Source organism: Streptomyces sp. NPDC090741 (genome assembly GCF_044769045.1).
Lineage (GTDB): Bacteria > Actinomycetota > Actinomycetes > Streptomycetales > Streptomycetaceae > Streptomyces.
In genome coordinates this window covers 33355-52814 of record NZ_JBIVXF010000012.1, presented here as the reverse complement: position 1 = coordinate 52814, position 19460 = coordinate 33355, and the positions used below count along the sequence as shown (strand labels likewise).

At 72.7% G+C, this 19460-nt stretch carries 16 protein-coding genes; 6 read left to right on the top strand and 10 right to left on the bottom strand.

Annotated elements, in window-relative coordinates; all coding sequences use genetic code 11:
- Positions 1-24: 24 nt before the first annotated feature.
- Positions 25-1065 (bottom strand): ABC transporter substrate-binding protein, encoded by a 1041-nt coding sequence (locus ACIQU4_RS28900; RefSeq protein ID WP_403736671.1) that lies wholly within the window; start codon positions 1063-1065, stop codon positions 25-27.
- Between the two features lie 221 nt (positions 1066-1286).
- On the opposite strand from ACIQU4_RS28900, the gene ACIQU4_RS28895 reads away from it, so the two are divergent.
- Positions 1287-3047, top strand: a complete 1761-nt coding sequence (locus tag ACIQU4_RS28895) for a GTPase (RefSeq protein WP_403736669.1) — start codon at positions 1287-1289, stop codon at positions 3045-3047.
- Positions 3047-5128, top strand: coding sequence for a dynamin family protein (locus tag ACIQU4_RS28890; RefSeq protein WP_403736666.1), 2082 nt, complete (start codon positions 3047-3049; stop codon positions 5126-5128). Before ACIQU4_RS28895 ends, ACIQU4_RS28890 begins: the two co-directional genes overlap by 1 nt.
- An 80-nt stretch (positions 5129-5208) precedes the next feature.
- Here ACIQU4_RS28890 and ACIQU4_RS28885 read toward each other — a convergent pair whose 3' ends face one another.
- The 4 genes from ACIQU4_RS28885 to ACIQU4_RS28870 are packed head-to-tail and all read right to left on the bottom strand — an operon-like array spanning position 5209 to position 10997.
- Positions 5209-6369: an acyl-CoA dehydrogenase family protein gene (locus tag ACIQU4_RS28885; protein ID WP_385577813.1), complete on the bottom strand. Its 1161-nt coding sequence runs from the start codon at positions 6367-6369 to the stop codon at positions 5209-5211.
- An 8-nt stretch (positions 6370-6377) separates the two neighbouring features.
- Positions 6378-7298, bottom strand: a complete 921-nt coding sequence (locus ACIQU4_RS28880; RefSeq protein WP_403737113.1) for a hydroxymethylglutaryl-CoA lyase — start codon at positions 7296-7298, stop codon at positions 6378-6380.
- Between the two features lie 11 nt (positions 7299-7309).
- Positions 7310-9364, bottom strand: a complete 2055-nt coding sequence (locus ACIQU4_RS28875; protein WP_403736664.1) for an acetyl/propionyl/methylcrotonyl-CoA carboxylase subunit alpha — start codon at positions 9362-9364, stop codon at positions 7310-7312.
- A 16-nt stretch (positions 9365-9380) separates the two neighbouring features.
- Positions 9381-10997, bottom strand: a complete 1617-nt coding sequence (locus ACIQU4_RS28870; RefSeq protein WP_403736662.1) for a carboxyl transferase domain-containing protein — start codon at positions 10995-10997, stop codon at positions 9381-9383.
- Between the two features lie 99 nt (positions 10998-11096).
- Here ACIQU4_RS28870 and ACIQU4_RS28865 point away from each other — a divergent pair, with 99 nt between their 5' ends.
- On the top strand, positions 11097-11675 hold the full coding sequence (locus ACIQU4_RS28865) for a TetR/AcrR family transcriptional regulator (protein ID WP_403736659.1): 579 nt from the start codon (positions 11097-11099) through the stop codon (positions 11673-11675).
- A 67-nt stretch (positions 11676-11742) separates the two neighbouring features.
- A complete protein-coding gene (locus ACIQU4_RS28860) occupies positions 11743-12549 on the top strand; it encodes a phosphatase (protein WP_403736656.1) in 807 nt (268 codons plus the stop codon).
- A gap of 52 nt (positions 12550-12601) precedes the next feature.
- On the opposite strand, the gene ACIQU4_RS28855 is transcribed toward ACIQU4_RS28860, so the two are convergent.
- On the bottom strand, positions 12602-13462 hold the full coding sequence (locus tag ACIQU4_RS28855; protein WP_403736653.1) for an SDR family NAD(P)-dependent oxidoreductase: 861 nt from the start codon (positions 13460-13462) through the stop codon (positions 12602-12604).
- A gap of 80 nt (positions 13463-13542) precedes the next feature.
- On the opposite strand from ACIQU4_RS28855, the gene ACIQU4_RS28850 reads away from it, so the two are divergent.
- Both ACIQU4_RS28850 and ACIQU4_RS28845 read left to right on the top strand, forming a co-directional pair.
- Positions 13543-14004: a MarR family winged helix-turn-helix transcriptional regulator gene (locus tag ACIQU4_RS28850; RefSeq protein WP_403736651.1), complete on the top strand. Its 462-nt coding sequence runs from the start codon at positions 13543-13545 to the stop codon at positions 14002-14004.
- Positions 14005-14070: 66 nt separating this feature from the next.
- Positions 14071-14943, top strand: coding sequence for a DUF4253 domain-containing protein (locus tag ACIQU4_RS28845; RefSeq protein WP_403736648.1), 873 nt, complete (start codon positions 14071-14073; stop codon positions 14941-14943).
- A gap of 12 nt (positions 14944-14955) precedes the next feature.
- Here ACIQU4_RS28845 and ACIQU4_RS28840 read toward each other — a convergent pair whose 3' ends face one another.
- The 4 genes from ACIQU4_RS28840 to ACIQU4_RS28825 form a co-directional block, all read right to left on the bottom strand.
- Positions 14956-15834: an acyl-CoA thioesterase gene (locus ACIQU4_RS28840; protein ID WP_385577790.1), complete on the bottom strand. Its 879-nt coding sequence runs from the start codon at positions 15832-15834 to the stop codon at positions 14956-14958.
- A gap of 19 nt (positions 15835-15853) precedes the next feature.
- Positions 15854-17011: an acyl-CoA dehydrogenase family protein gene (locus ACIQU4_RS28835; RefSeq protein ID WP_403736645.1), complete on the bottom strand. Its 1158-nt coding sequence runs from the start codon at positions 17009-17011 to the stop codon at positions 15854-15856.
- Positions 17012-17192: 181 nt separating this feature from the next.
- The gene (locus ACIQU4_RS28830) at positions 17193-17516 is read right to left on the bottom strand and encodes a hypothetical protein (RefSeq protein ID WP_403736643.1); all 324 of its coding nucleotides are present in this window, start codon (positions 17514-17516) and stop codon (positions 17193-17195) included.
- 318 nt (positions 17517-17834) lie between these two features.
- Positions 17835-19358, bottom strand: coding sequence for a PucR family transcriptional regulator (locus ACIQU4_RS28825; RefSeq protein WP_403736641.1), 1524 nt, complete (start codon positions 19356-19358; stop codon positions 17835-17837).
- Positions 19359-19460: the final 102 nt, after the last annotated feature.

The window sequence follows — 19460 nt, the reverse complement described above, 5'->3', positions numbered from 1 at the left end:
GGAGGCCGGTGGGCCTGCCGAGGGTCAGCTGACCTTCTTGGCGCTCTGGATGGACTTCGCGAGGTCTTCCAGGATCTTGGCGCACTTCTCGTACGAGTAGATCGGCTCGGTCACGCGCGGGGCGACCTGGCCGGCCTTGACGGCGGGCATCTCGGCCCAGGTCGGCTTGGCCTTCAGCTCCTGCGGCTGCAGGGTGCCGGTGCGGTTGTCGAGCAGGACCAGGTCGGCCTTGTACTTGCCGGCGTTCTCCCAGCTGAGGCTCTCGAAGAAGCCGCCGGCGTCCAGCTTGTCCGGGGTGATGAACTCGACGCCCAGGGACTTGAAGTACTTCAGGTCGGCCGAGGTGTCGGGGGTGGAGGCGTAGAACAGGTCGGCGGAGCCGGAGCCGACGAGGACCTTGATGCCCGGGTTGGCCTTGGTGGCCTCGCGGACCTTGGCGGCCGCGGCGTCGAAGCGGGCCTTGCCGTCGGCGGCGGTCTTGGAGTTCAGGTCGGCGCCGAGGGACTTGGCGAGGTCCGCGGTGCGCTCCAGGGCCTTGTCCATGGAGACGTCGCCGCCGACGCCGATGGCGGCGGGCGGGGCCAGCTTCAGGATCTTGTCCTTGGAGGCCTCGGGCACGTACCAGTAGGTGCCGTCCCAGGTGTTGGTGACGAGCAGCTCGGGCTGGAGGGCCGCGTACTTCTCGACGTTGAACTCGTCGTAGACGTTGCCGAGGATCTCGACCTTGGAGATGTCCATCGAGCCGGCCTGCGCGTCGGGCTTGCCGTCGGCGGTCTTGGTCGGGCCGAAGACGCCCTTGACCTGGATGCCGTAGTCGTACAGCGCGGCGGCGGTGCCGGTGAACGCGACGATGTTCTTCGGCTTCGCCTTGAGGCTGATGTCCTTGCCGAGGTCGTCCTTGAAGGTCCAGGGGCCCGAGGCGGCGGCGCCCTTGTCCTTGTCGCCCGCCTCGCCCTTCGCCGAGTCGGATCCGCCGCACGCGGTGAGGGCCGCGACGAGGCCGAGAGCGCCGCCGGCGGCGATGAGACCGCGGCGGGAGAGGTGGGTGGTACGGGACTTGGGCATGTCTATGTCCGCTTTCGTGCGTGCCGGGCGGCCACGGGGCCGTTCGGAGGGAAGGTTAGCCTAACCTTGGCTGGAATTGGTAAGGGGGGCCTAAGTTTTTCCCGGGTGCCTTCTTCCCCGTTCGTACGCGGGGGTCTTCCCGTCGAACCGGCGGCGCCCGGCTCCATCCGTTGGCATCATGGCCCTGCCGGGAGGTCCTGACGGGGTGGGGTGGCGGCGCGGTGGCCGGTACGGAGGAGCACGAACGTGAGCTGCGGCAGGCTGAACTCGCCGAACAGGTGGCCCTGCTCGCGGACCGGGCCGGGGCGGACTCCGCCGCCTCGCTGATCCGCCGCACGGCCCGCCGCGCGGAATCCCCGCGGGCCCGGATCTGCGTCATCGGTGGCAGCAACGTCGGGAAGTCCCGCCTCGTCAACGAGCTGATCGGCACGGTGTGCGTGCCGGTGTCCGTGCACGCGACGGACGGGCCGCCCGTGGTCGTACGCCCGTTCGCCGTGGAGTCGGGGGAGTCGGGGGAGTCGGGGCCCCCGGGTCCCGAGAGCCCCGGGCCGACCGGCCTGCGTACCGTACGGGTCGAGGTGCCGACCGGGTCCTGGCCGGCCCGTACCGGTGTGGAGCTCGTCGACACCCCCGGCTGGGAGGGCTGGTCCGGAGTACGCCGGCCCGACACCGCCGCCCTCGCCCGGATCGTCGGCGACTGCGACGTGGTGGTCGTCGTCACCGAGGCGCGCCGCGCGATGCTCGCCACCGAACAGGCCCGGATCAAGGCGCTCGCGGCAGCACCGCACAGCCCTCCGCTCGCCGTCGTCGTCACCAAGCTCGCCGAAGTCGAGGACGAGGCGGCCGACATCCTGCGCCGCGTCAACCACCTCGTCTCGGTCCTGGCCCCCGAGGCGCTGGTGCTGTCCGGCCCGGTCCCCGCACCCGGCACGGCACCCGGGGCCGCGGAGCCCGACGGCGTCGACCCGCTCCGCGCGGTCCTGGGCCACCTGGCCGGAATCCGGCTGCGCCGAGCGCTGCGGACCATCCGCAGGCTGCACCTCCTCGCCGCCACCTGCGCCCTCGTGGAGGAAGCCGCGGAACGGGCGCTCGCGGACGTGCACCGGCCCGACCCGGTCCGGACGCGCGCCGCCCAGATCTGGCACACGGCCCACGAGAGCGCCCGCTTCCACTGGATCGTGCTCAGCGCCGACGCGGGGGACTGGCGCGCCACCCTCGTCCAGACGATCGCCGCCGAGGCGCGCAAGCGGCGGACCGCCGCGGCGCGCGAACTCGCCGCGCGCTTCTCCCGGATGCTGGACACGCCGCAGGAGCAGCACTTCATCCGCCTCCACGCGATCCCGTACACCGCCGAGGCCCTCCAGCACTTCGAGGCGTGGATCACCGGGGCCGTCGACCGGGCGCTGGAAGAGGACACCCGCCGGCTGCGCGCCGTCCTGCTCCGCAACCGGCCCGGCGAGGAACTGTTCCAGGGACTGGCCGCCCCCGGCGCCGGGCGGGTCGTACCGGCCGCGGCCCTGCCCGGAGTCGCCGAGGAGGCCGCCGCCGCGGAATCGCAGAACGCCACCGGCTGGGACGCGTCCTGGCTGCCGGAGTTCGTCGGCACCGCCATCGAGAGCGTGCTGACGCCCCTGTCCGCCGAGGCCGTGGGGCAGATCGCGGGCGCGGCCGGTACGGCGCTGGTGACGGAGGCGCTCGAACACGGCCAGGCGGAGCGCCGTGAACGCGCCATCGACGACCTGGAGCGGATCGTCGAGGCGGCGTTCACGGAGCAGGTGGCGCGGACCGAGGCGCGCATCGGCCAGGCCTACGACCACCTGCTGAGCCGGGCGCGGGAGCGCGACGAGCAGTGGTGGCGGCTGCACACGACGGCCGTCGCCGCCCAGCCGGAGTCACTCGACCACTGGCGTTCACTGCAGAACACGGCGCGGACGCTGAGCCGCTCCGTGCACGCTCACCTCTCTCCCCTGGAAGGGGCCTGATGACGCACGAGAACCGGCGGTTAACGGCCGGCCAGGAATCACCGGCCGTGCAGTTCCGCGGCTGGAGCGAGAACATCGGAACGCTGCGCTCGTACTACCAGCGCCTCCAGCAGGTGGCCGGCGAGGCCGCGGCCGTCATCGCCCCGCCCGGCACCCCGGGCGGGCCACTGGATCTCGGCATCAACGGGGCGGTCTTCGAACGCGAGACCTTCCGCATCATGGTGCTCGGCGAGTTCAGCAGCGGCAAGAGCACCCTGATCAACGCCCTGTTGGGCAAGCGCCTGCTGCCCACCAAGGCCAATCCGGCCACCGCTTTCACCACCGTCCTGCGCTGGGGCGAGACGGAGCGGGCCTGGCTTTACCGGGACGGGGACCGGCGGGGCGCCGAGACGGCCGTCACGACGGAGGAGTTCAAGCGGGAGGTCGCCCTCCAGATCGACGCGCACGGCGCACCCCGGAAGCCGTCCTTCGCGCTGGCCGTCGTCGAGCAGCCACTGGAGCTGCTGCGCAGATCCGTCGAGATCGTGGACTCGGCCGGGATCAACGAGAGTTCCGACCGCGAGCTGGTGACCCTGCGGTACCTGGAGGAGGTGGACGCCGTCGTGTTCGTCACCGACGCGGGACGGCCGTTCACCCTCCACGAGACCGAGAACTACCTCACCCGGGTCCGGAAGCTGGGGCACCGCGACATCTTCTTCGTGGTGAACCAGTTCGACCGGATCGAGGAGGAGGAACGGGCGGAGGTGATGAGCCGCTGCCGCAACGCGGTCGCCGAGCTCAGCGGGGAATCCGGTTCCGCCGCCCCCGACGTCTTCTTCGTCAGCGCCCTGCAGGCCCTGCGCTCACGGATCGACGGCGACGAAGAGAAGCTGACGGCCTCGGGGATCGGGCAGTTGGAGTCCGCCCTGGAGGTCTTCTGCATGCGCGACGCGGCCCGGGTGAAGTTCGTGCGGCTCGCCGAGTTCCTGCGCCACAACGCCGTCAACCTGCGCGTGCGCCTGCACGACGAGGGCGCGGTCCTGATGAAGTCGACGGCGGAGCTGCGTGAGCTCCTCGACCGCAGCCAGTCCACCCAGGACCAGCTGCGCGCCAGCGCCGACGCGATCCGCGACATCGTCGGCGGCAAGATCCAGGGCATCGAGAACGAACTGCAGCTGAGATTCTCCGCGTTCCTGACCGAGATCAGCCGCGAGATCGGCGAGTGGCACGTCACGACCGGCCCGGGGCGCCTGAGCCGAGCCGTCCGGTCCTTCACCAAGGGCGGCCGCGTCGCCGCCCAGCACGAGCTGATGGACGCGTACACGGTCCAGCTCCAGGAACGCATGCAGGTCTTCTGCGCCCAGGAACTCGACCAGGTCATCGAGCAGCGGCAGGCCGACCTCGTGCGCCAGCTCGAACCGCTGATCCGGGCGCACGCGTCCCTCCTCGACAAGCTCCGCGCGGAACTCACCGGATCACAGTCGGAACGGGACCAGAACTACCTGATCTACACGCTGGCCATCGCGGCGGGCAAGGGCAACAGGCGCGACGGGCGCCGCCACCGTGACGACGTGCCGCTGATGTTCCGCCCCAGCTCGCTCATGGCGCTCGGCGCGGGCGGCGGTGCGGTGGTCGCCGGCGGGACGACCGCCGCCGCGGCGGCCGGTCTGATCAGCCTGGGCCTGGCCGTTCCACCGGTCGGCGTGGCGGTGGCCATCGGCGCGGCCGTCGGACCGCTCCTGGCCTCCGGGGCGATCTTCTTCGCCGACGGCAAGCTGCAGACGCGCGCGGCGGAGGAGTTCGCGGCCCACGTGAAGGACTCGGCGGCCCAGACCGCCCGTCAGTACGCGGGCAGCCGCGCCGCCGATCTGCGCGAGATGTGGGGCGGAATCAGCGGAACGCTCCACCTCCAGCTCCAGGACCTCATCGGCATCGTCCAGCGCAACATAGAGGAGTCCCGGCAGGACGAGCAGGCCAAGGCGGGCATGCGGGACCAGCTCTACGCCTTCGAGCAGCGGATCACCGATGTGGAGCAGCACATCGCGAACTTCCTGCAGCCCTTCGTCTCCGAGGCGGAGCGGGAGCAGGTGGAGCAGGTGTAGGAACGGGACGGACCGCCGGACCGATCCCGGCCCGGCGGTCCACGTCCGCCTGCGCGGCGAGGCGTACTCCGTACTGCGTATTACCCGGCGAAGCCCAGCTCGCGGGCGATCAGCATGCGCTGCACCTCGCTGGTGCCCTCGCCGATCTCCAGGATCTTGGAGTCCCGCCACATGCGCGCCACGGGGTACTCGTTCATGAACCCGTAGCCGCCGTGGATCTGCGTGGCGTCCCGGGCGTTGTCCACCGCGACCGTGGAGGAGTACAGCTTCGCGATCGCCGCCTCCTTCTTGAACGGCTCCCCGGCCACCAGGCGGGAGGCCGCGTCACGCCAGCCGATGCGGGCCATGTGGGCGCGCATCTCCATGTCCGCCAGCTTGAACTGGATGGCCTGGTTGTCGCCGATGGCCCGGCCGAAGGCCTTGCGCTCCTTCGCGTACTTCACCGACTCGTCCACGCAGCCCTGGGCCAGGCCGGTGGCCAGCGCCGAGATCGCGATACGGCCCTCGTCGAGGATGCGCAGGAACTGGGCGTAGCCGCGGCCCTCCTGGCCGACCAGGTTGGCCAGGGGCACCCGTACGTTGTCGAAGGCCAGCTCCCGGGTGTCCGAGGAGTTCCAGCCGACCTTGGAGTACGGCGCGGCCACCGTGAAGCCCGGGGTGCCGGACGGGACGATGATCGAGGAGATCTCCGGGCGGCCGTCCGCCTTGCGGCCCGTCACGGCGGTGACGGTGACCAGGCCGGTGATGTCCGTACCGGAGTTGGTGATGAAGCACTTCGAGCCGTTGATCACCCACTCGTCGCCGTCCTTGACGGCCGTGGTGCGGGTGCCGCCGGCGTCGGAGCCGCCGTCCGGCTCGGTCAGGCCGAAGGCGCCGAGCACCTCGCCGGAGCACATCTTCGGCAGCCACTGCCTCTTCTGCTCCTCGGTGCCGAAGAGGTGGATGGGCATGGCGCCGAGCGAGACGCCCGCCTCCAGCGTGATCGCGACCGAGGAGTCGACGCGGGCCAGCTCCTCCAGGGCGATGCCGAGGGCGAGGTAGTCGCCGCCCATGCCGCCGTACTCCTCCGGGAAGGGCAGGCCGAACAGGCCCATGCGGCCCATCTCGCGGACGATCTCGTACGGGAACTCGTGCCGCTCGTACAGGTCGCCGATCTTGGGGGCGACGACGTCGTGCGCGAACGCCTCGACGGTACGGCGGAGTTCCTCGTGCTCGGGGGTGAGCCGGTGGTCGAGGGACATGGTCTTCGTTACTCCTTGTGGGAGAGCGCGCGGACGGTACGGGAGGGGCTGGGGCGTCCCAGCTGTTCGGCCATCCACACGCTCGTGGCGGTGAGGGCGGCCAGGTCGACGCCGGTCTCGATGCCGAGGCCGTCGAGCATCCACACCAGGTCCTCGGTGGCGAGGTTGCCGGTGGCGCTCTTCGCGTACGGGCATCCGCCGAGGCCGCCTGCGGAGGCGTCGACGGTGCTCACCCCGTGCTGGAGCGCGGCGAGGGTGTTGGACAGGGCCTGGCCGTAGGTGTCGTGGAAGTGCACGCCGATCCGGTCGGTCGGCACGCCCTCCTCGTTGAGCTCGCTGAGGAGGGTCTGGACGTGGCCCGGGGTGGCGACGCCGATGGTGTCGCCGAGGCTGAGCTCGTCGCAGCCGAGGTCGAGCAGGGCCTTGGCCACCCGGACCACCTGGTGGACCGGGACCGGCCCCTCCCACGGGTCGCCGAAGCACATGGAGAGGTAGCCGCGGACGTGCGCCTTGCCCTCCTTGGCGCGGGCCACGACGGGCTCGAACATGGCGAGGGACTCGGCGACGGTCCGGTTGAGGTTGCGGGAGGCGAAGGTCTCGGTGGCCGAGCCGAAGACGGCGATACGGGTGGCCCCGAGGGCGAGCGCGCGGTCGAGGCCGCGCTCGTTGGGGACGAGGACGGGCAGGTGCACCCCGGCGAGGTCGTGCAGCTCCGGGAACAACTGCTCGGCGTCGGCCAGCTGGGGCACCCACTTGGGGTGCACGAAGCTGGTGGCCTCGATGGTGGTGAGGCCGGCGGCGGCCAGCCGGTGGATGAACTCGGCCTTGACCGCGGTGGGTACGGCCGTCTTCTCGTTCTGCAGCCCGTCGCGGGCGCCGACCTCGTGGATGCGGACGCGGGCCGGCAGTTCGGGGGCCGGGACGGTCATGGGCAGCCCGTTCACGCGCCCTCCTCCTTCTCTTCCTCGTCCGGGGTGACGACGGCCAGGACCTGGTCCATGGCGACGGTGGTACCGGGGGAGACGTCCAGCTCGGTGACCGTGCCGGAGTGGGGGGCGGAGATGACGTGCTCCATCTTCATCGCCTCGACGACGAGCAGGCTCTGGCCCGCGACGACCTTGTCCCCGACGGCCACCTTGACGACGGTGACCGTGCCGGGCATGGGGGCGGCGAGGGTGTCGGCGCCGGCCCTTGCGCTCCCGCCGAGGGATGCGGTGACGGGGTCGTGGTTCTGGACGTGCCAGCTGTCCGCGTCGCGGCCGAGCCAGACCCCCTCCGGGGACGCGGCGTAGGCGAAGCGGTGTGTGACGCCGTCCAGTTCGACCGTGAGGTGGTCGGCGGTGAGGGCGACGATCCGGCCGCGGGCCGGTGCGCCGGCGGCCACGAGGAGCTCCGTGGCAAGGCCGGAGCCGGAGCCCGGCCGGGCCGGACGGGTGTGGACCCGGACCGGGTCCTGGCCCGGGAGGCGGAAGTGGCGGACCGTCCAGGCCGGGGTCCCGCCGAGGCGCCAGCCGTCGGCCGCCCCGAAGGGGTTCACCCAGCCCGGGTTCCCCGAGCCCCCGGCAGGGTTTCGGGAAGGGGCGGGGTGGGGGACGGACAGCAGTGCCGCGGCCGCGTACACCTCGTCCGGGACGCCCTCCGGGAGGAGAGAGGGGAGGTCCCGCTCGACCAGGCCGGTGTCGAGGTTGCCCGAGACCACGTCCGGGTGGGCCAGCAGCCGCCGCAGGAAGCCGGCGTTGGTCTGGACACCCAGGATCACGGTGTCCGCGAGCGCACCCCGCAGCACCCGGAGGGCAGCCGCCCGGTCCGGCCCGTACGCGATCACCTTCGACAGCATCGGGTCGTACGTCGACCCCGTGTCGACGCCCGCCACCAGCCCGGAGTCCGTCCGTACGGACCCGCCCGACGGCTCCGACAGCGCCAGGACCGTACCGCCCGACGGCAGGAACCCGCGCGCCGGGTCCTCCGCGCAGACGCGGGCCTCGATCGCGTGCCCGGTCAGGCGGACGTCGGACTGCGCGAACCCGAGAGGGGCTCCCGACGCGACCCTCAGCTGCTGTTCCACCAGGTCCAGCCCGGTGATCAGCTCCGTCACCGGGTGCTCCACCTGGAGCCGGGTGTTCATCTCCATGAAGTAGTACGAGGACGGGTCCCCGCCGGGGACGATGAACTCCACCGTCCCCGCGCCGACGTACCCGCACGACCGCGCCGACTCCACCGCCGCCGCGCCCATCGAGGCCCGCAGCTCCGGCGTGAGCAGGACCGACGGGGCCTCCTCGATCACCTTCTGGTGGCGCCGCTGGAGCGAGCACTCGCGCTCACCCAGGTGCACCACGTTCCCGTGCGCGTCCGCCAGCACCTGGATCTCGATGTGCCGCGGCCGGTCCACCCACCGCTCCACGAGCAGGGTGTCGTCGCCGAACGAGGACCGTGCCTCGCGGCGCGCCGCCGCGATCTCCTCGCCCAGCAGACCGGCTTCGCGGACCAGCCGCATGCCCTTGCCGCCGCCGCCCGCCGAGGGCTTCAGCAGCACCGGCATGCCGATCGCCTCGGCCGCCGCGACGAGTTCGGCGTCCGACAGCCCGCTGCCCGAAGAGCCCGGCACCACGGGCACGCCCGCCGCCTTCACCGTCTCCTTGGCGCGGATCTTGTCGCCCATCAGGGAGATCGCCGAGGCCGGCGGCCCGATGAAGGCCAGTCCCGCCTCCGCGCACGCCTGCGCGAAGGCCGCGTTCTCGGCGAGGAACCCGTACCCGGGGTGAACCGCCTCGGCGCCTGTCCGCCGGGCGGCGTCGAGCAGCCGCTCCACCGACAGGTAGCTCTCGGCGGCCGCCGCCGGGCCGATCCGGACGGCCGTGTCGGCCTCCCGCACGTGCCGCGCGTCCGCGTCGGCGTCGCTGAAGACGGCCACGGAGCGGATGCCGAGCTCCCGCAGCGTGCGGATGACGCGTACCGCGATCTCGCCCCGGTTCGCGACCAGAACAGTGCTGAACATCGAAGAGGTCCTCACGTCACATGCGGAAGATGCCGAAAGCGGAGTCGCCCAGCGGGGCGTTCGCGCACGCGGTCAGGGCCAGTCCCAGCACCTGCCGGGTCTCCATCGGGTCGATGACCCCGTCGTCCCACAGCCGCGCGGTGGCGTAGTAGGCGTTGCCCTGCTCCTCGTACTGCGCCCGGACCGGGGCCTTGAAGGCCTCCTCGTCCTCGGCGGGCCATTCCTGGCCCGCGCCCTCGATCTGGTCGCGCTTGACCGTCGCGAGCACCGAGGCCGCCTGCTCCCCGCCCATCACGGAGATCTTGGCGTTGGGCCACATCCACATGAACCGCGGCGAGTACGCCCGCCCGCACATCGAGTAGTTGCCGGCTCCGTACGAGCCGCCGACGACCACCGTCAGCTTTGGGACCCGCGTGCACGCCACGGCCGTGACCATCTTGGCGCCGTGCTTGGCGATGCCGCCGGCCTCGTAGTCGCGGCCGACCATGAAGCCCGAGATGTTCTGGAGGAAGAGGAGCGGGATCCCGCGCTGGTCGCACAGCTCGATGAAGTGCGCGCCCTTCTGGGCGGATTCGGAGAACAGGATGCCGTTGTTGGCGACGATCCCGACCGGGTGGCCGTGGATCCGCGCGAAGCCGGTGACCAGCGTCGTGCCGAACTCGGCCTTGAACTCCTGGAAACGGGAGCCGTCCACGATCCGGGCGATGATCTCGCGGGCGTCGTACGGGGTGCGCGAGTCGACCGGCACCGCGCCGTACAGCCCGTACGGGTCCACCTTCGGCTCTTCGGGCGCCTCGACCGACCAGGGCATGGCCCCGCGCTCGGGCAGGGTCGCCACGATGTTCCGTACGATCCGCAGCGCGTGCGCGTCGTCCTCCGCGAGGTGGTCGGTGACGCCGGAGACCCGGGAGTGGACCTCCCCGCCGCCGAGCTCCTCGGCCGTGACCACCTCGCCGGTGGCGGCCTTCACCAGCGGCGGGCCGCCGAGGAAGATCGTGCCCTGGCCGCGGACGATGACGGCCTCGTCGCTCATCGCCGGGACGTACGCGCCGCCCGCCGTGCAGGAGCCGAGGACGGCGGCGATCTGCGGGATGCCGGCGCCGGACATGCGCGCCTGGTTGTAGAAGATGCGGCCGAAGTGCTCCCGGTCGGGGAAGACCTCGTCCTGCATGGGGAGGAAGGCGCCGCCCGAGTCGACCAGGTAGAGGCAGGGGAGACGATTCTCCAGGGCCACTTCCTGCGCGCGGAGGTGCTTCTTGACGGTCATCGGGTAGTACGTGCCGCCCTTGACGGTGGCGTCGTTCGCGACGATCACGCACTCGCGGCCGCTGACCCGGCCGATGCCGGCGATGACCCCGGCGGCCGGGGCCGCGCCCCCGTACATGCCCTCGGCGGCCAGCGGGGCCAGCTCCAGGAAGGGCGAGCCGGGGTCGAGGAGGGTGTCCACGCGGTCGCGGGGGAGCAGCTTCCCGCGGGCGGTGTGGCGGGCGCGGGCCTTCTCGCCGCCGCCGAGCCGGGCCGCGTCGAGCCGGGCGCGCAGCCCCTCGGTCAGCTCGCGGTGGGCGGCCTCGTTGGTCCGCCAGGCCTCGGACGCCGGGTCCGCGGCGCTCGTCAGCACTGGTGCCTGCTGCATCGGTCGAGCTCCCTTGCTCGGTGCACGCTGTTAATGAGCGTTAACGCATGTACCGCCTAGGTTAACGAGCGCTAACGGCCCTGTCTAGAATGGATTCCCATGAGCTCCAGAGCCGCCGCCCCGACCCGTCGCGAGCAGATCCTCAGCGAGGCCGCCCGCCTCTTCGCCGCGCGCGGATTCCACGGCGTCGGCGTGGACGAGATAGGGGCCGCCGTGGGCATCAGCGGCCCCGGGCTCTACCGCCATTTCGCGGGCAAGGACGCCATGCTCGCCGAGCTGCTCGTCGGGATCAGCGAGCGGCTGCTGACGGGCGGCCGCCACCGGGTGGCCGAGGCCGCGGGCGATCCGGAGGGCGTTCTGGCCTCCCTGATCGACGGGCACATCGACTTCGCCCTCGACGACCGGGCGCTGATCACGCTCCACGACCGGGAGCTGGACCGGCTGCGGGAGGCCGACCGCAAGCTCGTACGGCAGCTGCAGCGGCAGTACGTCGAGCTGTGGGTGGAGGTCGTAGGGGAACTACACCCGGAGGTCGGCGAGGGGGAGGTACGGGTGTCCGTGCACGCCGTGTTCGGCCTGCTCAACTCCACCCCGCACCTGGCGGCGCTCGGCCGGGAGGCGATGGAATCGCTGCTGCGGCGCCTGGCGCACGGGGCGTTCGGGGCGCTGTCGGGGTGAGGCGAGGGTGAGGCGACGCGTCCGCTGGTCGAAATGGCACCGGCGCCGGGGGCCCGGCGGCGGCAGAATGGGCCGCATGCCGAAGCCGATAGAGACGCATGTACCGAGCCGCGCCGAACTCGTCGACCACCTGGTCCGCACCCGGATCTCGGGTCAGGTCGCGACGCCCCGTGAGAACAACCTGTCGCACTACCGCAAGCTCGCCAACGGCGACCGGCACTACTGGCTGGGTCTGGAGCTGGGCGACCGCTGGGCGGACGAGCAGGACGTGCTCGCCGTGATGGCGGAGCGGGTCGGGGTCGTCGACGACGCCGCGTACCGCTTCGGCCAGGACACGATCGACCCGGAGCTGACCGTCTCCGGCCTGGACCGGATGGCGGCGCGGCTGCGGAAGGCGGCCCTGGACCGGCAGAGCGTGCTGCTCGCGACGGGGCACCCGGGCGGGCTGCTGGACGTCCACCGGGCGACGGCGGCGGCGCTGCGCGCGGCGGGCTGCGAGATCGTGGTGATCCCGTCCGGGCTGGTGGCGGACGAGGGCTCGGTGTGGCAGTTCGCGGACGTCGCGGTGCTGGAGCGGGGTGCCACGCTGTGGCACACCCACTCCCCGGAGCCGATGGCCGCGATCCTGGACGGCCTGGCGGCGGCGGACCGCCCCCAGCCGGACCTGGTCGTCGCCGACCACGGCTGGGCGGGGTGCGCGGCGCAGCGCGGGCTGGACGCGGTGGGGTACGCCGACTGCAACGACCCGGCGCTGTTCCTCGGCGAGGCGGAGGGCACCCTCCAGGTGGCAGTCCCCCTCGACGACCACGTCCGCGACCCGCGCTTCTACGACCCGATGGTGGCCTACCTGCTGTCGGCGGCCGGCCTGCTGTAGAGGGGCGCGGCGGGGCCTCGTCCTCGGGCCCCGCCGGCGTGTGCGGCGCGGACTAGCCGAGCCAGTTCGTCATCTCGGTCTGGACGGCCGAGCCGTCGAGGTCCGCGAGCTTCATGCCGACGAAGTTGCGCGCCCAGTCGGACGTCTGGATCCGGAACGGCATCTTCTCGGCGGTCAGCGCCTCGATGACCGGCGCCGCCGCCTGCTCCGGGGTCTGGGCGGTGTCGCTGCCGAAGACCTCCAGGGCATGGTTGATGTAGCCCTGCAGCGCCGGGGCGTACGGACCCGCCTGCGCGGTCAGCGCCGGGATGTCGAGCCCGACGTTGTTCACGAACTCGCTGGCGACGGCACCCGGTTCGACGACGGACACCTGGACGCCCGCGGACGCGGCGACCGGAGCCAGCGACTCCATGAAGCCCTCGACGGCGAACTTGGCGGCGCAGTAGGACTCGTTGAACGGCTGGCCGATCACGCCGCCGACGCTCGTCACGGTGATGACCCGGCCGCCCGAGGCGCGCAGGTGCGGGAGCGCGGTCCGGGTGAGCTCGGCCACGCCGAAGAAGTTGACCTCCATGACGTTCCGCAGCTGCTCCATGCCGTGCTGCTCGATCGTGCCCACGAAGCCGGCGCCCGCGTTGTTCACGACGGCGTCGAGGTGCCCGTGCTCGGCCACGACCTCGGCCACGCACGCGGCCACGGACTCCGCGTCGGTCACGTCGAGCCGCTTGACCTGGACGAGGTCGGCGACGCCGGCTTCGGCGGCGGCCTTGTTCAGGGCGTCGGCGCGGGTGGTGTCCCGCATGGTGGCGATGGTGTGCCAGCCCGCCCGGGCGGAGGCGACCGCGGTGGCCAGGCCGATGCCGGAGGAGGTGCCGGTGATGAGGACGGTCTTGGCGGTGGTCTTGGTGCTCATGGGGGGGGCTCCTTAGATTTGTGCGTGCACACACACATTAACGATGTGTGCGCGTGCACGCAACCCGGTATCCTTCCTCCATGGCGCACGCGAATCTCAACTTGAACGGTCTCACCGCCCGCGACCACGCCTTCTACGGCCTGGTCTGGGCCGGAACCACCCTCACGGCCCAGGTCGACCAGGCGCTCACGCGCCGGCACGACCTGCCGTTGTCGTGGTTCGAGGTCATGCTGTGGCTGAGCGTCCAGCAAGAGCCGGTCGCCCCCTCCGAGCTGGGCACCAGGACCCTGCTCAGCCGCAGCCAGGTCTCCCGCGTCGCCGATTCGCTCCGGGCCCGCGGCCTGATCGAACGGGTCCCGTCCCCGACGGACGCCCGGTCCGTGGGCATCACCCTCACCGAGGCGGGCCGCCGCGCCTTCGCGGAGGCCGACGCCACCCGCCGCGAGGCCCTCGCCGAGGTCTTCGACGACCGCCTCGACGAAGCGGACATAGCCGCGCTGGAGGCGATCTGGGCCAAACTCAAGGCCCAGCCCGAGGCGTAGCCCTTCACGCGTCGCCGGCCCTTCCGGTGAAGGGCGTTGTCAGTGGCGGCGGTTAGCGTCGAAGGCGTGACGAATTCGCCGAATCCGCCGAAGACGCAGAACCCGCTGTCCGTGCTGGCCGACGAGCCGCAAGGCCGTGCCCTGGGGCTGGAGTTGCCGCCGGGCACGCTGATCGACCGGCCCGGTGGGCGGTCGCGGCTGCGGCCCAAGTCGCGGCCCGAGCCGCTGCTGTGGGTCTCCGACGCGCCCGTGGGCGTCGGCGCGCTCGCCGCCTGCCGCGGTCCCGCCCTGGCCGCCGCGGGCCTTCAGGCGGTGCTGTTCCAGGAGCGGCGCGGCCTGGAGAGCTGGTGGCTGCGCGACGAGCTGAGCCCCGCCTCGATGTCCGACCCCGACGACCACCACGTCGAGCCGGTCCTGCGCGAGTTCTGGGCCGGGGTCGTCCCCGACCCCGAGGAGGGCGAGGGCCCCGACGGCGCCGGGCTCATAGCCCCCTTCGGCCGTGACTGGCCGGGCCTGGCGGAGCACCGGACCCCGCAGGAGGACCCGGAGGCGGTGGCCCTCGCCCTCGCCGACGAGCTGATCCGGGACGGGGTCCTGCCCAATCCGCGCCTCGCGCTGGTACCCGCCGGCCGGGGAGCCGACGTACCCACCGCGATGGGCTGGCGGGGACCGGTGAACCACGAGAACGACATGGCCCTCATCAGCACCGTCCTGCGCTCGTGGGAGGACCGCTTCGGCGCCCGCGTCATAGCCCTCGGCTTCGACGAGCTCCACCTGTCGGTGGCCGCCCCGCTTCCGACGACGGCCGCGGCGCTGCCGGTCGCCGCCGAGCACTTCGCGTTCTGTCCCGACAACGTCTGGCAGGGTTCGGGCAGCCTCCGCGCGTACGCCGACGAGGCCGTGACCGATTCCGGGTGCTGGGGGTTCTGGTGGGACTGACCGCAGGGGGCGTTACGCGCGCGGGACGCGTACGACGCCCTCCTGGATGACGGTCACGGCGAGGCGACCGTCCTGGGTCCAGATCCGGGCCTGGCCGAGGCCGCGCCCGGCGGCCGCGGTCGGGGACTCCTGGTCGTACAGCAGCCACTCGTCGGCGCGGAACGGCCGGTGGAACCACATCGCGTGGTCCAGCGAGGCGCCCACCACGTCGCCGACCGCCCAGCCGCCCCGGCCGTGCGCGAGGAGCACCGAGTCGAGCAGGGTCATGTCCGAGACGTACGTGGCCAGGCAGGTGTGCAGGAGCGCGTCGTCGCTCTCCAGCTTCCCGGCCGTACGGAACCACACCTGCGAGCGCGGCTCGACCGGCTTGCCGACGCTGCCCCAGGGCGGGACCGTCGCGTACCGCAGGTCCACGGCGCCGCGCGCTTCGATCAGCCGCTCCACCGTGCCCGGGTCGCGGAAGATCTCCCGGTACGCCGGCAGTGCCTCGGCGGCCGTCGGCAGGGTCTCCGGATCGGGCGCGTCCGGCATCGCGGCCTGGTGGTCGAGGCCCTCCTCGTACGTCTGGAAGGACGCCGAGAGGTGGAAGATCGGCTGGCCGTGCTGGACGGCGACGACCCGGCGGGTGGTGAAGGAGCGCCCGTCGCGGATCCGGTCGACCGCGTAGACGATCGGCGCGCCGGGATCGCCGGCGCGCAGGAAGTACGAGTGCAGCGAGTGCGCGGTGCGGTCCTCGGGCACGGTGCGCCCGGCCGCGACCATGGCCTGGGCCGCGACCTGGCCGCCGAAGACGCGCGGTACCAGCGCCGAACGGCTGGTACCGCGGAAGATGTTCTCCTCGATCTGCTCCAGGTCGAGCAGTTCGAGGAGCGTCGTCAGTGCCTCGTTCATGGGGGGAAGGGTAAGTCCCTTACAGGCCCATCGACTTGGCGATGATGGACTTCATGATCTCGCTGGTGCCGCCGTAGATGCGGTTGACGCGGTTGTCGGCGTACAGGCGGGCGATCGGGTACTCGTTCATGTAGCCGTAGCCGCCGTGCAGCTGGAGGCAGCGGTCGATCACGCGGTGCGCGACCTCGGTGCAGAACAGCTTCGCGGAGGCGGCCTCGGCGGGGGTCAGCTCGCCGGCGTCCAGGGCCTCCAGGGCGCGGTCCGCGACGGCCTGGGCGGCGTCCACCTCGGCCTGGCAGGCGGCCAGCTCGAACTTGGTGTTCTGGAAGTGCGCGACCGGCTTGCCGAAGACGGTGCGGTCGGTGACGTACTGCTGGGCGAACCGGACGGCCGCGGCGGCCTGGGCGTACGCGCCGAACGCGATGCCCCAGCGCTCGGAGGCCAGGTTGTGGCCGAGGTAGTAGAAGCCCTTGCCCTCCTCGCCGAGCAGGTCCTCGACCGGGACCTTGACGTCGACGAACGCCAGCTCGGCGGTGTCGGAGGTGCGCAGGCCGAGCTTGTCGAGCTTGCGGCCGATGGAGTAGCCCTCGGACTTGGTGTCCACGGCGAACAGCGAGATGCCGAAGCGGCGGTCGTCCTCGCGCGGGGCGGAGGTACGGGCGCAGACGATCACGCGGTCGGCGTGCACGCCGCCGGTGATGAAGGTCTTGGAGCCGTTGAGGACGTAGTGCGTGCCGTCCTCGGAGAGCTTGGCGGTGGTCTTCATGCCCGCGACGTCGGAGCCGGTGCCCGGCTCGGTCATGGCGAGGGCCCACATCTCCTCACCGGAGACGAACTTCGGCAGGTAGCGCTTCTTCTGCTCGTCGTCGGCCAGCATCTTGATGTAGGGGAGGGCGAGGAGCACGTGCACGCCGGAGCCGCCGAAGTTCACGCCCGCGCGGGAGGTCTCCTCGTACAGGACGGCCTCGAACTTGTGGGTGTCCAGGCCCGCGCCGCCGAACTCCTCGGGGACGTTGATGCCGAAGATGCCCAGCTCGCCGAGCTTGTAGTAGAAGTCGCGCGGCGCCTGGCCGGCCGCGAACCACTCGTCGTAGACGGGGACGACCTCGGCCTCTATGAAGGCGCGGATGGTCTCGCGGAACGCTTCGTGGTCCTCGTTGAAAACGGTACGGCGCACAGCCGCCTCCTCGATCCTGTCGCCCGTCGCGCTGTCGCGCCGTGTCTAAGCGCTTGCTCAGACTACTAAGTTACCGGTGAGTCGGGCGGGCTGTCCAGAGTCGGGGAGCGGGACCGGGTGTGATGTCCGGCGCCTCCCGAGAGGGCGGGCCGGCGCCGGACATCGTGGTGGGGCGGTGGGGCTACCTGCCGAGGATCTTGCCGGTCCACTGGCCGGCGGCGCCCTGCATCACGGACTCGTTGCTCATGATCTGGGTCCCGGGCAGCGCAGCCATGCCGATGTCGCCGGCCGGCGCCGCGCCGTTGTGGGAGCCGACCGTGTTGTCGCGGCCGGCGTTGAACACGTCGTCGCCGGCCACCTGGGTCAGGTCGCCGAAGACGATCGAGTACGTGTTGTCGATCGGTGCGTACACGGTGAAGGTGTCGTCGGCGGAGGCGGCGGACGCGCCGGCCAGGATGATGCCGCCGACGGCGAGAGCGGTCAGGGCGGGGCGGATCGATCGCACGAGTACTGCCTTTCGAGGTGGGTTGGGGGGATGCAGTGCGAACGTAGGCCGCCACGCGCCGCGAGGCGGCGCACCCGCTGCCGTACGGCCCGAGTCCATCCGTACGGCGGAGCTGGGCCGTGTTTTTTTGGATCAGGCCGGATCAGCCCGCGGCGTCTGGCGCCGTGCATCGCAAGGCCGAGGAGGGCTCGACGCGGTGGGGGCACCTCCCAGCGGTGGCTGGGGGACGTCGGCGACCGACGAGAACGCGGCGAGGTGCGGTGCCGGACGCCGCGGACCGGCATCATCCAAGAGACACGGCCCGGGGTGCCGGGCCGGTCAGGCCTCCGGCGCCCGGCGCAGGGCGAACCACAGCTCCATCCGGGTGTCCGGGTCGTCGAGGTTGCGGCCGAGGAGGCTCGCGGCGCGGGCGATGCGCTGGCGGACGGTGTTGCGGTGCAGGCCGAGGGCCGCGGCGCTGCGGTCCCAGCTGCCGTGGTGGGCCAGCCAGACGCGCAGGGTGTCCCGCAGGGCGGGGGAGAGCGGGCCGAGCAGGGCCTCGGCGTGGGCGCGGGCCTCGGCTTCGCCGACGAGCCCCGCGAAGCCGGAGTCGGTGTGCCGGGCCAGCGGGGTCCGGGCCGCCTCGGCGCGGTCCAGGGCCCGGCGGGCCTGCGCGTCGGCGCCGGCCAGCGCGTCGGGCCCGGCCGGGGCGCTGACCCCGAGCCGCCACCCGGGCTGCGGGGACGGCTCCCGGTCGGTGAGGAGCCGTACGGCCGGACCGTCCGGGTCCAGCAGTACGGTGCCCAGCGCGGCCGCGAGGGCCTGCGGATCGGCGCCGCCGCGGGCGTGGACCGCGTACCAGGGCCCGGGCCCGCCCAGCGCCCCGGCGGGGGAGCCGCCCAGCAGCAGCCGGGCCAGCGCGGCGGCCTCGGCCCCGGCCGGCCGGTCGGCGGTGAGCAGGGCCAGCAGGACGGCGGCCACGGACGCGATCGTGTGGTCGCCGGGCGCCCGCTCGGCCGTGGCAACGCCCAGGGCCTGGCCGCCGCCGAGGGCATAGGCGGCGAGCTGGACTCCGTCCGCGGTGGCGGTGGCCGTGGCGGCGGCGTCGGGGGCCACCCGGCCGGCCAGTGCGGCCAGTGCGGCCATCGCCTCGGCGGAGGGTGCGGGTCCGGCGGAGGCGGATACGGCCCTGGAGGCCGTCCGTCCGCCGTCGGCGGCGGGCGGCGCATACCGCTCGGCACCCTCGGCGGGCCCGGCACCCCTGGCACCCCCGGTGGCCCCTGCGGACCGGGTGGCTCCTGCGGGACTCGGCGGGGCCAGCAGCGCGGCCCAGCCGCCCACGCCCGCCGCCAGGCGGCGCAGTACCGCCGGGACCGGGTCGGGGCGGGCGGCCGCGGCGGCGAGGGCCTGCTGGGCTTCGGTGACCCGGCGCAGCTCGCGGGTCCGCGCCTCGGCCATGAGGCGCCAGACGGCGCGGGCCACGGCCGTGAACCGGGTCCGCGGCGGGACCTCCAGCAGCGGCAGCCCGTGCCGGACGCAGGCCTCGGCCAGGGCGGGCGGCACCTGCGCGTGCAGCGGCGCCACCCCGAACCCGAGCGCGGCCACTCCCGAGCCGACCAGTCGCCGCACGTACGCGTCGGCGGCATCGGCCGCATCGGCCGCGTCGCCCGCCCCCGCCGTGAGGAGCAGCTCGCCGCCCAGGAGGTAGGGGGACGGGTCCGCCATCTCCGAGGCGTGCACCCCGTGCACCTCCGCCCGATCCGGCCCGGCGACCAGCCGCAGCTCCAGTGCCTGGTCGGCGAGCAGCGCGCCGAGCCCGACCGCGGGCGTGGGCGGGCTGTCGGCCCCGGCAGGCTTCGGCATGGATGCTCCGTACAGTTCGAGGTCGCTCGGTGGATAAAACGTACACTTCGCGCCCAGGCACCCGCCGCTTACGCTCGAAGGACCGCACCGTAGGACATCCAG

Excerpts from the sequence above, each read along its gene's own strand:
- ACIQU4_RS28880 (WP_403737113.1), bottom strand. The coding sequence starts at position 7,298 with ATGACCGTCCCGGCCCCCGAACTGCCGGCCCGCGTCCGCATCCACGAG.
- ACIQU4_RS28865 (WP_403736659.1), top strand. The coding sequence starts at position 11,097 with ATGAGCTCCAGAGCCGCCGCCCCGACCCGTCGCGAGCAGATCCTCAGC.
- ACIQU4_RS28860 (WP_403736656.1), top strand. The coding sequence starts at position 11,743 with ATGGGCCGCATGCCGAAGCCGATAGAGACGCATGTACCGAGCCGCGCC.
- ACIQU4_RS28825 (WP_403736641.1), bottom strand. The coding sequence starts at position 19,358 with ATGCCGAAGCCTGCCGGGGCCGACAGCCCGCCCACGCCCGCGGTCGGG.
- ACIQU4_RS28855 (WP_403736653.1), bottom strand. The coding sequence starts at position 13,462 with ATGAGCACCAAGACCACCGCCAAGACCGTCCTCATCACCGGCACCTCC.
- ACIQU4_RS28870 (WP_403736662.1), bottom strand. The coding sequence starts at position 10,997 with ATGCAGCAGGCACCAGTGCTGACGAGCGCCGCGGACCCGGCGTCCGAG.
- ACIQU4_RS28890 (WP_403736666.1), top strand. The coding sequence starts at position 3,047 with ATGACGCACGAGAACCGGCGGTTAACGGCCGGCCAGGAATCACCGGCC.
- ACIQU4_RS28850 (WP_403736651.1), top strand. The coding sequence starts at position 13,543 with ATGGCGCACGCGAATCTCAACTTGAACGGTCTCACCGCCCGCGACCAC.
- ACIQU4_RS28885 (WP_385577813.1), bottom strand. The coding sequence starts at position 6,369 with ATGTCCCTCGACCACCGGCTCACCCCCGAGCACGAGGAACTCCGCCGT.
- ACIQU4_RS28875 (WP_403736664.1), bottom strand. The coding sequence starts at position 9,364 with ATGTTCAGCACTGTTCTGGTCGCGAACCGGGGCGAGATCGCGGTACGC.
- ACIQU4_RS28900 (WP_403736671.1), bottom strand. The coding sequence starts at position 1,065 with ATGCCCAAGTCCCGTACCACCCACCTCTCCCGCCGCGGTCTCATCGCC.
- ACIQU4_RS28840 (WP_385577790.1), bottom strand. The coding sequence starts at position 15,834 with ATGAACGAGGCACTGACGACGCTCCTCGAACTGCTCGACCTGGAGCAG.